This window comes from Aquimarina sp. KJ22-3 (genome assembly GCF_055808215.1).
The window spans coordinates 4,010,610-4,023,650 of sequence record NZ_CM147859.1 but is presented as its reverse complement, the minus strand read 5'-3'; the positions used below and the strand labels follow the sequence as shown (position 1 = coordinate 4,023,650).

The window sequence follows — 13,041 nt, the reverse complement described above, 5'->3', positions numbered from 1 at the left end:
TTGATTTCACTTCTCACAAGCTTACCAGAAGTGGTTAATTCGTTTTCTGTCCATCCTCCGGTTCCACTAGCTCCCGGAGTTAACGCAGCAGATGCTTCTTGTTTGTCGGCGATCGACCAATTACACCAGGATATCTTGTTTTGATCCAAAAATCCCACCAAGCCTGTGTTTCAGTAGTGTCTATAAAACCATCTCCAGAGGCCTCGGTGACTCCGTATTCGGTTACAAATAATGCGATCCCTGCATCCAGTGCTTTCTGAGCTTTATCTCTTAAAAATTGTTTGTGGGTTGCTGCATAATAATGTAAAGTATAAGCAACATTATTGTCATTAATTGTATTTCCGATCACTTCGTCTACATCTTGAGACCAGGAACGGGTCCCGCAAATGATTAAATTATCAGCATCGTGTTTTCGTATTTCTGCGATAACCTGTTCGTGATAAGGTTTTAGAATATCATTCCATGAAGCTCCAGGAAGGGGTTCATTGTAGATTTCATAAATCACATTAGGTTGGTCTCCGTATTTTTGAGCAACTTCGGCAAAAAATGTTTTAGCTGCTTCTACATGATCTTCGGCGTGATGACTGTGCCAATCTACGATTACATAAATACCTTGTTCTATAGCGGCATCGATCACCGTAAAAATCTTTTGTTTTTCAATATCTGGTTTGCTTAAATACCCATCCGCATCTTCCACACCCATAGCAGCTCTTACGATTGTAGAATTCCAATCTTCTTTTAGCCATTGTACGGCTTCCTTTGTGTAGTATTGCCCCATCCACTGACTCCAAAATAAAGACATACCTCGCAACTGAACAGCTTCGTTTTGTTTGCCAACAATTTGATTTCCGGAAACTTTGAGTAATCCATGCTTTTGTACAATCGAAGAGGAATTATCTGGTTCTTCGGTGCCATCACCTCCAGTTGAATCGGTATCGGGCATAGCATCCGAATCTGATTCGCATGCAATCACAAAAGAGGTAGCAAATATAAATAGGAGTAAGGTCTTCAGGATTCTCATAGTGTGAAAGTTCTATTTGGTTATGTTTGAAATAACGAATAGAAGTCTCTTTTAGTGTGAGATTTTGAAGTTAACTATTAATATTTATTCAGAATTTATCTGTTATTTAATTTTGAGTTGCTTCCTCTTTCTTCTTGAATGAAACAATAACAAAATAAATTCCTGCGACAATAAAAGGAATACTAAGCCATTGACCGGTAGATAGTGTTTTACCTAAAGCTTCTTCGAAACCTCCTTGGCTCTTTTTTACGTATTCTACTACAAATCGTACAGTCCATAGAAGTATTAGGAATACCCCAAAGATAAACCCTCTGTAGTTGCGTTTGTCTGTTTTCCAATAGATCAACCAAAGGATGATGGCTACAAAAACATAACCAAAGGCTTCGTATAATTGAGCTGGATGTCTGTAAGGTACGCTGTCCAAAAGCGCCGAAAATTTTGGATTATCCACTATAGCAGCATAGGCTTTATTAACATCTTTGATACCTGTTTCTTTTACAACCTCAAACTTGCTAATTCCATCCCGGATAAATTTTACACCAAAAGGAGAGTCACCTGATTCTTTTCCAATAATTTCAGAATTGAAGAAATTACCTAATCTCACAAAAATTCCTCCAAATGCTACAGGAATAACGATTCTATCCAATACCCAAAGAATATGTTTTTGTACTACTTTTTTAGAGTAGTAATACATGGCGGTAATGATACCAATGGCAGCTCCATGGCTAGCCAAGCCTTGAAAACCAATAAATTCAAATTTTGGAGAGAATCTAAAAGGTAATATGATTTCTAGCAAATGATTTCTATAGTAATCCCAATCGTAGAAAAATACATGACCTAATCTTGCTCCAATTAATGTGGCCACCACGGCATAAATGAAGATAGAATCCAGTTTTTCCATAGAGATGTTTTCTCTGATGTAAATTTTCTTCATCAAATACCAACCCAGCGAAAAGGCTACAACAAACATCAGACTATAAAAACGAATGACAAAAAAACCAAGGTCGATGCCTTCTACGGGATTCCAGACAATTTTTGATAATATCATGGGTGGATTTATTTTTCGTGAGTAAATATAGGTATTTCTATCAGAAACTACTTAGCGGATTTTTATGGAAATAATGAATAGATAATGAAGATAAGTTCATAGTGCAAACAACAGATTTAGCTATTTATTTTGTATTTGATTTTTTCTTTACCTCTGGAACAGGGTCATACCCGCTTCCTCCCCATGGGTGGCAACTGAAAATTCGTTTTATAGCCAGTACACTTCCTTTGAATAATCCGTGTTTCTGCAGCGCTTCAATAGTATAATGAGAGCATGTGGGGTGGTATCTGCAGGTAGCAGGAGTTAATGGTGAGATCAAATTTTGATACAATTTCACCAATACCACAAAAGGAAATATGAGTACCTTTTTTATGATTTCCTTTGTCTTCAAAACATTTAATTCAAGGTGAATGTAGTTCCTTCTCGACTATCCTTAAGTTGAATTCCCATTTCTGCTAACTCATCCCTAATTTTGTCACTAGTTGCAAAATCCTTGTTAGCTCTAGCTTCTGCTCTTAGTTTAATCAGTAGTTCTACTGCTCCAGAAAGCTTGTCGGTAGCATCAGATGATACCTCGTTTGCATTTACCAGACCAAGAACATCAAAAACAAAATCACGCATGGTTTGACTCAAAAGTGCCAGGTCCTCTGCAGATATGCTTGCCTTTTGTTCTTTAAGCGTATTGATAAATTTTACAGCATCAAATAGTTTAGCAATAAGTATTGGACTATTGAAATCATCATTCATAGCCTCATAACACTCATTTCTCCAGGCAGTAACATCAAAACCTTGAGTTGCTTGAGTTGCTTCTAGAATAGATAGTGTTTGTAAAGCATCCATAAGTCTATGAAATCCTTTTTCGGAGGCCTCTAATGCGTCATTCGAAAAATCTAAGATGCTTCTATAGTGAGCTTGCATCATAAAAAAGCGCACGATAGAAGGGTCAAAAGCTTTGTTGAGCACGCTATTCTCTCCTGTAAACAATTCTGCAGGTGATATCGTATTTCCTGTCGATTTCGACATTTTTTTACCATTTAAGGTAAGCATATTAGCGTGCATCCAGTAATTAACCGGTGTCTGTCCACAGGCGGCCTCTCCTTGAGCGATTTCACATTCGTGATGAGGAAATTTCAGATCCATTCCACCTCCATGAATATCAAATTGCTCGCCTAGGTATTTGGTGCTCATTACAGTACACTCCAAATGCCATCCCGGGAAACCATCGCTCCAAGGTGCTGGCCATCTCATAATATGCTGAGGTTCTGCTTTTTTCCAAAGCGCAAAATCCTGAGGGTTCTTTTTGTCTGTTTGTGCTGCCAATTCTCTGGTGTTGGTAATCATGTCCTCAAGGTTACGGCCACTTAGCTTACCGTATTGACTAGTTTCATTGAACTTTTGTACATCAAAGTATACAGAACCATTAGATTCATAAGCAAAACCATTGTCAATAATCGTTTTGATAATTTCTATTTGCTCTACAATATGCCCCGTGGCCGTAGGTTCAATACTAGGAGGAACGGTGTTAAATTTTGCCATAACATTATGGAAATCCAAGGTGTATCGTTGCACGATTTCCATAGGTTCCAATTGCTCAAGACGAGCTTTTTTAGCTACTTTGTCTTCTCCTTCTTCAGCATCATTTTCCAAATGTCCAGCATCTGTAATATTGCGTACATACCGCACTTTGTAGTCAAGATGTCTTAAATATCTAAAAACAAGATCAAAAGAAATAAAAGTTCTACAATTCCCAAGGTGTACGTTGCTGTATACTGTTGGACCACATACATACATGCCAATATTCCCTTCGGTAATAGGAGTGAAGGTTTCTTTTTGACTTGTTAAGGAGTTGTAAATTTTTAATTCTTGAGTTTTGTACAAAGGAGCTGTCGCCATAATTTGTTAGGTGCCGAAATTAATATTAGAATGTTGTGTCTAGTTGGATGTAATCTAAAAATTCTCTTTTTGTAGCAGGATCTTTAAACTTTCCACCAAATTCACTGGTAACCGTGCTACTTTCAATGTCACGTATTCCTCTGGAGTTTACGCACAAATGTTTTGCATCTATCACACAAGCTACATCTTCAGTTCCTAATACCACTTGTAGATCTTGAACAATTTGCATCGTTAAACGCTCTTGTACTTGAGGTCTTTTGGCATAGTAATCTACAATACGATTCATTTTGGATAGTCCTACTACAGTACCATTGGAGATGTAGGCAACATGTGCACGACCAACAATAGGTAATAAATGGTGTTCGCAAGTAGAATATACCGTAATGTTCTTTTCTACCAACATCTCGCCATATTTGTAATGGTTCTGAAACGTAGAGGCATCGGGTTTTCTTTGCGGGTGTAACCCGGCAAAAATTTCATTTACAAACATTTTTGCAACGCGTTGTGGAGTACCTTGAAGGCTGTCGTCGGTAAGATCTAAACCTAAGGTTTCCATAATATGTTTTACATCTTCTTTAATCAGAGCAATTTTTTCTTTATCACTAAGTTTAAAGGCGTCTTCTCTAAGAGGGGTGGTAGCGCTAGTAGCTACATGATTATCACCTAGCGCTTCAATAGCTTCAAGGGCCTTGTCAATTTTCACACTTCAAATATTTAATATTCATAAAATCCTAGTAAGAATCACACCTCAAAACATATATTTGCACATAAATTTTTACAGCAGTGTGGTTTCCGTTTAGGATACTTTCATAACATAGTTTGCAAAGATACGATTTTGTTGATTTACTTAGTAAAAGCAATGTTAAACAATTACGTATTGTAGTTTTATTGTAGAAGTTCTGTATATTTAAATCCCAAATTTAACCGAAACACAAGAAAATTGTAGTTTCTAACGTTATATGACAATGGCAAAAAAAATATCTTTACCTCAAATTGCGTTGATCCTCTTTTTTATTGGAGTAACTCCTTTTTCTGGAGTTGCCCAAGTGGATTTTGATGTAGCGTGTCGATTTGCTCAACCGTTTTGTTCTGATGCCGCTCAAGAGCTGACTTTTCCTAATATAACTGGAGAAGATATTAGCTTTCAGGGATTAGGTTGTTTGGATAGTACACGTAATTCTTCCTGGTATTTTCTTAGGATCGATGAAGCAGGAGAGTTGATTTTTGATATTCAACAATGGGTCGATGGTAATGATAACAGTCGATTAGACCGTGGAGAACAGCAATTAGATGTGGATTTTATAGCTTGGGGACCGTTTAATACTTCTTTTATCAATTGTGAAGATGACCTGGCCCGAGGATGTGATACAGCTGGTGATGATACGCCAAGACCTGCAGAGTGCGTTAACAATGTAGACGATCCGGATTTTTATACTACAGGCCCATTGGGGTTAGATAATACCAATATTGTAGATTGTAGTTTTGCCAGAAACCCCGAGGAAGGGATCTTTACTGAGACCTTTACTATTCCAAATGCACAAACAGGAGAATATTATTTCATTTTGATCACTAATTTTTCTGATGAGGCTGGTGTAATTCAATTACAACAAACCAATCTTGATGAAGATAATGCTGGTACTACGGATTGTACAATACTAGAACCAGGAGTAGGTCCTGATATTGCTACCTGCGGGGAGTTCCCTATTTCTATTGAAGGACGTTTTCCTGGAGCAATTGTATATCAGTGGCAGTCTGCGCCCTTAGGGTCTACAGCATTTACTAATGTGGGCGGATTAACAGATACTCCAGTGCTAAGTGTTACTGCTGAAGGAGCCTATCAATTAATTGGGTATTCTGATACAGCGGGAACAACCGAGGTTGGACGTGATGATTTATCAGTAGTGGATGTATCTACCAAAGAAATTACGGTAACAGGGAATATTGCTGAAGAATCTTTTGCCGGGAGTTATACGATAACGGCAGAGGTTACTACAGCTCCTATAGATATACAAGCATTAGGGTTTACTGATTTTGAGTACCGATTAGATCGGGATATAGGTCAGGGATTCCGTGAGTATCGCGAGTATCAGTCTTCTCCAGTGTTTGAGGATGTTCCTCCAGGGGATTATCGCATTTTGGCGCGATATGCAAATTGTCCTGCTACCGAGAGAGAGTCGGATATTATTATGATTTTGGGGTATCCTAAATATTTTACGCCTAACGGAGATAGTTTTCATGATACTTGGCATATCATTAATATAGAAGATCAGCCTAATGCGCGGATTTACATTTTTGATCGCTACGGAAAGCTATTAAAACAATTACGACCAGGAGGTCTGGGTTGGGATGGAACCTATAACGGGAGAATCATGCCATCCTCCGAATATTGGTTTAGAGTAGAGTTCAATGAACCACGAGATCCAAACATGCGAAGAAGAGTATTTGCAGGAAGTTTTTCCCTGATACGATAAAACACAAAAAGAGCTTCCAAATAGGAAGCTCTTTTTGTTTATATCATTTATTTCGATCTCTTAAAAATTCATTCCAAGAGTAAATGTGTAATTGTCTTTAAAGGTATCTACCACTGCAAAATTAGTAAATCCTGATCCTGGAAAAAATTGTTCTTGTCTTTGTTGATCGGTATAATCATAAGCGAAATCAAATTTGAACTGGCCAAAATTGTAACCGAAGCCAACAGAATATCCGTTTTTATCACTTAGGATGCGATCATTTTTGTACGGACTTTCTTCGTAGCTGTATCCTGCTCTGATACTCCAGTTTCCATTTCTCCATTCAGTTCCTAAGCGAATAATGGCAACATCTTGTAATGCAGTGTCAATATCGCTATTCACTCCGGCAAAGTTTGCACCGTTATCAGAACTTAATTCTATTGAAGTATAATCCTTGTACGAGTAATCCAGACTAATTAACCCTTGCTTGCCAAAAATTAAGGCGGCACTACCGGTATAGGTTTCGGGAGTTCTTAGTTTGTACTCTGGAAAAAGATTAATGATGTTGGGGTTTACCACAGCGGTTCCATCCGTATCACTAAAAGTTTCCAAACGTTGAACAGTTTCCTCTTCAATATAATACCAAGTAGGGGATTCGTATGAAGCACCCAGACGTAATATATCAGATACCTTTGCAATAGCTCCAAATTGAGCAGAAAAACCTGCCCCATTGGTGGATAATCTATTTGTGAAAATCACCTCATTTATATTGCTACCTGCATTGTTGTTTCCTTCAAAAAATTCTGTGACTCTATCGTAATTTATAAAATGGGTATTCAAGTTAACTCCTACATACAAATCGTCATTAATTTGCGCTCCTCCGTTGATGGTGAATTTACCGTTAAGACCTGTGCTTTCTACAATGTATTCTTGATCAAAAACACCCGATGCAATATTGGAAACATAAGCTGTATTATCTGGATCACTAGGATCCACAGCATCGATAACGAAGGCTTCATGTCCCAAAAAGGCCTGTTGTACGCCAAAACCTTCGGTTTCTCCAAGAAAGGCATACAGATCATTTACAGATTCGCCAGTTCTACGTGTTATTAAATCCAATGGTAATCCTTGAGCTTCTGCAAGAAAAAAACTGTCGATAGAATTTGTACTGCGACCAAAGCTTACAAATTCATCCGCATTATCTGCCGTTTGCTCATAAGCAAGACCAAGAGAAAAGCGTTTGATATTGGAAGAGGAGTGACTGTTGTCGTATACCAATACGGTTCCCAATTGATTAAAATTGATATTAGTGTCACTTTCGCTGGCAAATCCATCAAAATAGCGAGCCTCATTTATAGTTCTTGTAGATCCAAGTGTTATTGATCCATAGGAATTTAAGAAAACTGCCGATCCTGCCGGGTTAATCTGAATAGATGACAAATCTCCTCCCAAGGCTCCAAAGGCTCCACTCATTCCTCTAAATCGAGCTGTACCCAATACATTTTGCTGAGAGTATCGCAGTGCATCTGTAATATCCTGAGCGTTCAGAAAAGACATAGATAGGACACCTATGAACAAAAATAGTTTTTTCATTTTGTACAAATTTAGATTTACAGAATGTCTGTGTTATGATGACATTCTACAAATAGAATTGATAAAGATCAAGGTGTTTTTTATCCTCTTCCTCTACTTCTGCTACCACTACTTCTCGAAGAAGATCTGCTACCTCCTCCTCGGTAACCACTACTTCTTGAACTTCCTCCTCTAGAATAACTACCACGGCTTCTCGAAGATCCTGAAGAAGGAGTATATGATCTGCTTCTATTAGAAGAACTGCTACTTCTTGCTCTTGAACCAGAGCTAGAGTATGTTCTTGAGCTATTTCCATTTACGGATGATCTAGAACGTGTTCCGTAACCGGATCCATTAGAGTAGCTAGAGCTACGCGATCTACTTGATGCATCTGCAGAAACTCTTCTGCGATTGGTGTATCCTTGTCGAGTTCGACTATAATTTGCACTACGTGATCGATTTGCATAAGTCCTGGAACCACTGTATCGACTTCTTGAAGCGCTGTATCTGCTATTATATCTACTTCCGTTATACGCAATATATCCGTTTCTTCTTCCGCGATTATATGCGATATATCTTCCGCCACGGTAAAAAGGAGCTCCGTAGAATCCTCTACCATAAAATCCTGGTCCATAGAATCCGGCTCCATAAGGAGGGCACCAAAATCCTCCACCAAACCCAAATCCAAATCCTCCGCCAAATCCAAATCCACCGTATCCAAATCCAAATCCCCAAGGGTCATAGAAACCATTCCATCCCCAACCAGGACCATAGAAACCATTCCATCCCCATCCAAGACCCCATCTAGGACCCCAGCCATTCCATCCGGTATTGATTAGATTTACATTAACTTCTGTGGGGTTACTTCCCCAAGAAGGATTTCCTACTTCATAATTTAGTGCGGTCGCTGTAGTGTCAGCCGCATCATATCCTTCACTCGAGTAAGAGTCGATATCAGTAAAAACTTCATTCTGTTCGACAACATCGTCAATTTGCGCCGACTTTTCAGAAAAGTAACTAGAATAATAATTGGATTGATTATTGGGTTGATTAGCTGTGTTATTTCTTGGGGTTTCTACATTTCTCTGGCTTCTGGCTTCTCCGTATATCCCATCATCGTAAGGTACATATTCATATGAGCCACAAGACGTCAACAAAAATGCGCTAGCCAAAAGTAACACTCCAATGGCTCCATTTTTCTGAAAATAATTTTTAGGTCGCATATCTTCTTATTTTATTGTTGAACATTACAAATTTAGTTAGTTTTGCGCTAACAAAATTTTATTTAACAATGTCACAACATTTGTGCCAAATAATAGTTTATGGGTAAGAATTTAACAAAGCGTAGCGAAGATTATTCAAAATGGTATAACGAATTGGTCGTGAAGGCCGACTTAGCCGAGAATTCAGCGGTAAGAGGTTGTATGGTAATCAAGCCCTATGGATATGCTATTTGGGAAAAAATGCAAGCTGAGTTAGATAGAAAATTTAAAGAAACAGGGCACCAAAATGCGTATTTTCCATTGTTTGTGCCTAAAAGTTTGTTTGAAGCCGAAGAGAAAAATGCAGAAGGATTTGCCAAAGAATGTGCAGTGGTAACTCACTACCGATTGAAAACAGATCCTGATGATGCTTCAAAATTAATCGTTGATCCAAAAGCCAAATTAGAGGAAGAGCTGATTGTTCGACCTACTTCAGAAGCAATCATCTGGAATACTTACAAAGGCTGGATACAATCTTATCGTGATTTGCCAATTTTAGTGAATCAATGGGCGAATGTAGTGCGATGGGAGATGAGAACGCGTTTGTTTTTGCGTACAGCAGAGTTTTTGTGGCAAGAAGGTCATACTGCGCATGAGACTAGAGAAGAGGCGATAGCAGAAACCGAACAGATGAATAACGTATACGCGGATTTTGTAGAGAGTTTTATGGCGATACCTGTAGTAAAAGGTAGAAAAACGGAAAGTGAGCGTTTTGCTGGGGCAGAGGATACCTATTGTATCGAAGCATTGATGCAGGATGGGAAAGCGCTTCAGGCTGGAACTTCTCACTTTTTAGGGCAAAATTTTGCAAAAGCCTTTGATGTGAAGTTTACTTCTAAGGAAGGAAAGTTGGACTATGTTTGGGCAACATCATGGGGTGTTTCTACCAGACTTATGGGAGCTTTAATTATGACGCATAGTGATGATAATGGGCTTGTGCTACCTCCAAATTTGGCGCCAATACAAGTGGTGATTGTTCCTATATACAAGGGGCAGGAGCAATTGGATCAAATTTCTGAAGTGGCCAATGAATTGGTTGCAGACCTTAGATCAAAAGGGATCACTGTAAAATTTGATAATAGAGATACGCATAGACCAGGAGCTAAGTTTGCACAATATGAGTTGCAGGGTGTGCCGTTAAGAATTGCCATTGGTCCTAAAGACCTGGAGAAAGGTACTGTAGAATTGGCAAGAAGAGATACATTGTCTAAAGAGTTTGTGAATAAAGATGAAGTGGTGGATAAGGTAGATGCTTTGCTTAAAGAGATTCAGGAGAGTTTACATCAAAAGGCTACTCAATATAGAGATGAGCATATTACAGAAGTTAATTCTTTTGAAGAATTTAAAGAGGTTTTAGAGAATAAGGGAGGATTTATTTCTGCGCACTGGGATGGTACCGCAGAAACCGAACAAAAGATAAAAGAGCTTACAAAGGCTACAATTCGATGTATTCCTTTTGATGCTAAAGAAGAAAATGGTACTTGTGTGTATACCGGTAAACCGTCTAAAGTGAGGGTTTTATTCGCAAAGGCATATTAAGTTTTAGAAAAAAATAAAATAACACTTGCGCCATTAAAAAATAGTTGTATTTTTGCATCCGCAATTAGGCAAGCAACTATGGCCCGTTCGTCTATCGGCTAGGACGCCAGGTTTTCATCCTGGTAAGAGGGGTTCGATTCCCCTACGGGCTACGAAGATTAAAATTAATTGCAGATTAATAGTGAAAGCTGTAAATTTGCAATCTTTGAAAAAAGAAAAAATGGCCCGTTCGTCTATCGGCTAGGACGCCAGGTTTTCATCCTGGTAAGAGGGGTTCGATTCCCCTACGGGCTACAAATTTTTAGTAGTAAGAAATTTAATTAGCAAAAGAAGATGGCAAATCATAAGTCAGCGTTAAAAAGAATTAGAAATAGCGAGACAAAGCGTCTTAGAAATAGATATCAGCACAAAACTACACGTAATGCTATCAAAAAGTTACGTGAGGCTGATAAGAAGGAGGCAGAGACATTGTTCCCTACAGTTGTTTCTATGCTTGATAAATTAGCGAAGAACAACGTTATTCATAAGAATAAAGCCGCTAATTTAAAGTCTAAGCTTGCAAAGCACGTAGCTGCTCTTTAATTAAGAGTAAGCATTGTAAAAAAGTATATAAGCTCTTCCTGAAAAGGAAGGGCTTTTTTTGTTGTTTGTATAATAGTACTTGTAGTTGTAAATTACCATCATAAGTAAATCAAAAACAGATGTCAAGCTATAGTTTTTGTTAAGATAGCTTTAGTAGTAGTGCTCGCAGGATTGTTTTTTTTGGGAGTAGAGCAAATTTTTGTAAACCTACTTGGGTATTAATTTTGAGCTTCATCAATTGAGTTATTTCTTTCATTTTACTCAATAAATTTCACCTTCCTTTTCAAAAAAAGATAAGAGTATGTCTTTTTTTTATGTCATTATTTAATTAATAAAACACTGTAATTTATTGGCTTACGATTTTTTTTGAAAAAAATCAAAAAATCTTGATTAACATTTTTATAGTAGGGGTCACCTAGAAGTAAGTAGTTGGATACAAACATTGATATGTGCACTAACTCAATATCAATTCTACTACCTATATGGGAAACCTCAACTCATATAAAAAGCTTGGGGGAATTATAATTTTTTAAAATCTTTATTTATGAAAACGTTAGAATTAAACAAAATGGAAAATGTTGAAGCTGGTGGATGTGCAACTTCTGCAATTGCTTTGGGATTAAGTGTTGTGGCTGTTGGTGTATTAGGAGCTACTACTGCTGGAGCAGGTTTTTTTGCTGCTGGTTTTATTCTGGGAAGTATTAACTTAGCTGATGCTTGTAAGTAATAATTTAAATCAGATAATTATGGCATTTTTGAAAAAAATAGAAGAATCATTTTATTATTTATTATGTTCTTTGGTCTTTTTTTTACTGGACAAGAGTTATATGAAATCTTAACTCATGGTATAGATAGGAGCAAAAATGTTATAGTTGAGTTGTCTGGTTTGTTTTGTTATTTCTTTCTTTCTGTTGGTGCTTTTTGGGAATTGTTTGTTAGGAAAAGAAGGAATGAAAGTTAATGCTTTTTATTAAACAAAATATCTCCAGGATGTATTAAGTGTCCTGGAGATAAATAATTATTAGTTTGAGATAAAGTGATGAAAAAGTATAGAGCGTTTATTTTATTAAGTCTAGCTTTTGTTGTTATGGCTATTCTTAATAAAACAATCTTAAATTCTGACGAACTGCTATATGATAGTTTGTCAGAACAATTGACCGGTAATCAGATAGATGAAATCTTGGCGTTTAACAAAAAATGGCAGTGGTTATCATATTTGATGATTCCAATTATTCTATTTGTTAAAATTGGCCTGATTACGTGTACGTTATATTTAGGGATCTTCTTTTTTAATCTTAAATCATCATTGAAAAGATTGTTTTTTTTGGTGACTAAAGCTGAATTTGTTTTTGTGATAGTGGGATTGATAAAGTTAATTTGGTTGTCATTTCTTGATGACTTAACGATAGACGATGTTCAGTATTTTTATCCCTTGTCTGCTTTGAATATTATAGGCTATGAAGGGGTGTCTACTTGGTTTATTTATCCGCTTCAAGTTCTTAATTTATTTGAACTACTATATTGGATTGTGTTAGCTTATTTGTTAGCAAAAGAGATTAATATTACTTCTGATAGAGGCTTGAAAGTAGTTGCAAGTAGTTATGGATCTTTCCTGTTGATATGGGTAGTTGCTGTGATGTTCTTTACGCTTAACATCGGGTAATCCTAGTAATG

The 13,041-nt window shown here is 37.3% G+C and carries 12 protein-coding genes and 2 tRNA genes; 7 read left to right on the top strand and 7 right to left on the bottom strand.

Annotated elements, in window-relative coordinates; genetic code table 11:
* Positions 1 to 79: 79 nt before the first annotated feature.
* From AC0L3Q_RS18565 to folE, 5 genes are all read right to left on the bottom strand, one after another.
* Positions 80 to 1,021, bottom strand: coding sequence for a glycoside hydrolase family 5 protein (locus AC0L3Q_RS18565; protein WP_473281821.1), 942 nt, complete (start codon positions 1,019 to 1,021; stop codon positions 80 to 82).
* Positions 1,022 to 1,127: 106 nt separating this feature from the next.
* On the bottom strand, positions 1,128 to 2,069 hold the full coding sequence (gene lgt / locus AC0L3Q_RS18560) for a prolipoprotein diacylglyceryl transferase (protein ID WP_473281819.1): 942 nt from the start codon (positions 2,067 to 2,069) through the stop codon (positions 1,128 to 1,130).
* Between the two features lie 124 nt (positions 2,070 to 2,193).
* Positions 2,194 to 2,445: a membrane protein insertion efficiency factor YidD gene (yidD, locus tag AC0L3Q_RS18555; RefSeq protein WP_473286964.1), complete on the bottom strand. Its 252-nt coding sequence runs from the start codon at positions 2,443 to 2,445 to the stop codon at positions 2,194 to 2,196.
* Between the two features lie 20 nt (positions 2,446 to 2,465).
* Positions 2,466 to 3,962, bottom strand: coding sequence for a cysteine--tRNA ligase (gene cysS / locus AC0L3Q_RS18550; RefSeq protein ID WP_473281817.1), 1,497 nt, complete (start codon positions 3,960 to 3,962; stop codon positions 2,466 to 2,468).
* A 25-nt stretch (positions 3,963 to 3,987) separates the two neighbouring features.
* The gene (folE, locus tag AC0L3Q_RS18545) at positions 3,988 to 4,665 is read right to left on the bottom strand and encodes a GTP cyclohydrolase I FolE (RefSeq protein ID WP_473281815.1); all 678 of its coding nucleotides are present in this window, start codon (positions 4,663 to 4,665) and stop codon (positions 3,988 to 3,990) included.
* 262 nt (positions 4,666 to 4,927) lie between these two features.
* On the opposite strand from folE, the gene AC0L3Q_RS18540 reads away from it, so the two are divergent.
* The gene (locus AC0L3Q_RS18540) at positions 4,928 to 6,433 is read left to right on the top strand and encodes a T9SS type B sorting domain-containing protein (RefSeq protein WP_473281813.1); all 1,506 of its coding nucleotides are present in this window, start codon (positions 4,928 to 4,930) and stop codon (positions 6,431 to 6,433) included.
* A 60-nt stretch (positions 6,434 to 6,493) separates the two neighbouring features.
* Here AC0L3Q_RS18540 and AC0L3Q_RS18535 read toward each other — a convergent pair whose 3' ends face one another.
* Entirely contained in the window at positions 6,494 to 8,005 is a 1,512-nt protein-coding gene (locus tag AC0L3Q_RS18535; RefSeq protein WP_473281811.1) for an OmpP1/FadL family transporter, read from the bottom strand.
* An 80-nt stretch (positions 8,006 to 8,085) separates the two neighbouring features.
* The gene (locus AC0L3Q_RS18530) at positions 8,086 to 9,207 is read right to left on the bottom strand and encodes a hypothetical protein (protein WP_473281809.1); all 1,122 of its coding nucleotides are present in this window, start codon (positions 9,205 to 9,207) and stop codon (positions 8,086 to 8,088) included.
* A gap of 99 nt (positions 9,208 to 9,306) precedes the next feature.
* On the opposite strand from AC0L3Q_RS18530, the gene proS reads away from it, so the two are divergent.
* The 6 genes from proS (at position 9,307) to AC0L3Q_RS18500 (ending at position 13,030) form a co-directional block, all read left to right on the top strand.
* Entirely contained in the window at positions 9,307 to 10,785 is a 1,479-nt protein-coding gene (proS, locus tag AC0L3Q_RS18525; protein ID WP_473281807.1) for a proline--tRNA ligase, read from the top strand.
* A gap of 80 nt (positions 10,786 to 10,865) precedes the next feature.
* Positions 10,866 to 10,937 (top strand) — tRNA-Glu (locus AC0L3Q_RS18520).
* Positions 10,938 to 11,007: 70 nt separating this feature from the next.
* A tRNA-Glu gene (locus tag AC0L3Q_RS18515) sits at positions 11,008 to 11,079 on the top strand.
* A 39-nt stretch (positions 11,080 to 11,118) separates the two neighbouring features.
* Positions 11,119 to 11,367, top strand: coding sequence for a 30S ribosomal protein S20 (gene rpsT / locus AC0L3Q_RS18510; RefSeq protein ID WP_073317281.1), 249 nt, complete (start codon positions 11,119 to 11,121; stop codon positions 11,365 to 11,367).
* A gap of 544 nt (positions 11,368 to 11,911) precedes the next feature.
* Positions 11,912 to 12,094: a hypothetical protein gene (locus AC0L3Q_RS18505; protein WP_473281805.1), complete on the top strand. Its 183-nt coding sequence runs from the start codon at positions 11,912 to 11,914 to the stop codon at positions 12,092 to 12,094.
* 312 nt (positions 12,095 to 12,406) lie between these two features.
* Complete coding sequence (locus AC0L3Q_RS18500; RefSeq protein WP_473281803.1) at positions 12,407 to 13,030, top strand: hypothetical protein; 624 nt, start codon at positions 12,407 to 12,409, stop codon at positions 13,028 to 13,030.
* The last annotated feature ends 11 nt before the right edge of the window (positions 13,031 to 13,041 follow it).

Coding starts and splice junctions, on each gene's coding strand:
- AC0L3Q_RS18565 (WP_473281821.1), bottom strand. CDS start 1,021: ATGAGAATCCTGAAGACCTTACTCCTATTTATATTTGCTACCTCTTTT.
- lgt (WP_473281819.1), bottom strand. CDS start 2,069: ATGATATTATCAAAAATTGTCTGGAATCCCGTAGAAGGCATCGACCTT.
- cysS (WP_473281817.1), bottom strand. CDS start 3,962: ATGGCGACAGCTCCTTTGTACAAAACTCAAGAATTAAAAATTTACAAC.
- AC0L3Q_RS18540 (WP_473281813.1), top strand. CDS start 4,928: ATGGCAAAAAAAATATCTTTACCTCAAATTGCGTTGATCCTCTTTTTT.
- AC0L3Q_RS18535 (WP_473281811.1), bottom strand. CDS start 8,005: ATGAAAAAACTATTTTTGTTCATAGGTGTCCTATCTATGTCTTTTCTG.
- AC0L3Q_RS18530 (WP_473281809.1), bottom strand. CDS start 9,207: ATGCGACCTAAAAATTATTTTCAGAAAAATGGAGCCATTGGAGTGTTA.
- proS (WP_473281807.1), top strand. CDS start 9,307: ATGGGTAAGAATTTAACAAAGCGTAGCGAAGATTATTCAAAATGGTAT.
- rpsT (WP_073317281.1), top strand. CDS start 11,119: ATGGCAAATCATAAGTCAGCGTTAAAAAGAATTAGAAATAGCGAGACA.
- AC0L3Q_RS18505 (WP_473281805.1), top strand. CDS start 11,912: ATGAAAACGTTAGAATTAAACAAAATGGAAAATGTTGAAGCTGGTGGA.
- AC0L3Q_RS18500 (WP_473281803.1), top strand. CDS start 12,407: ATGAAAAAGTATAGAGCGTTTATTTTATTAAGTCTAGCTTTTGTTGTT.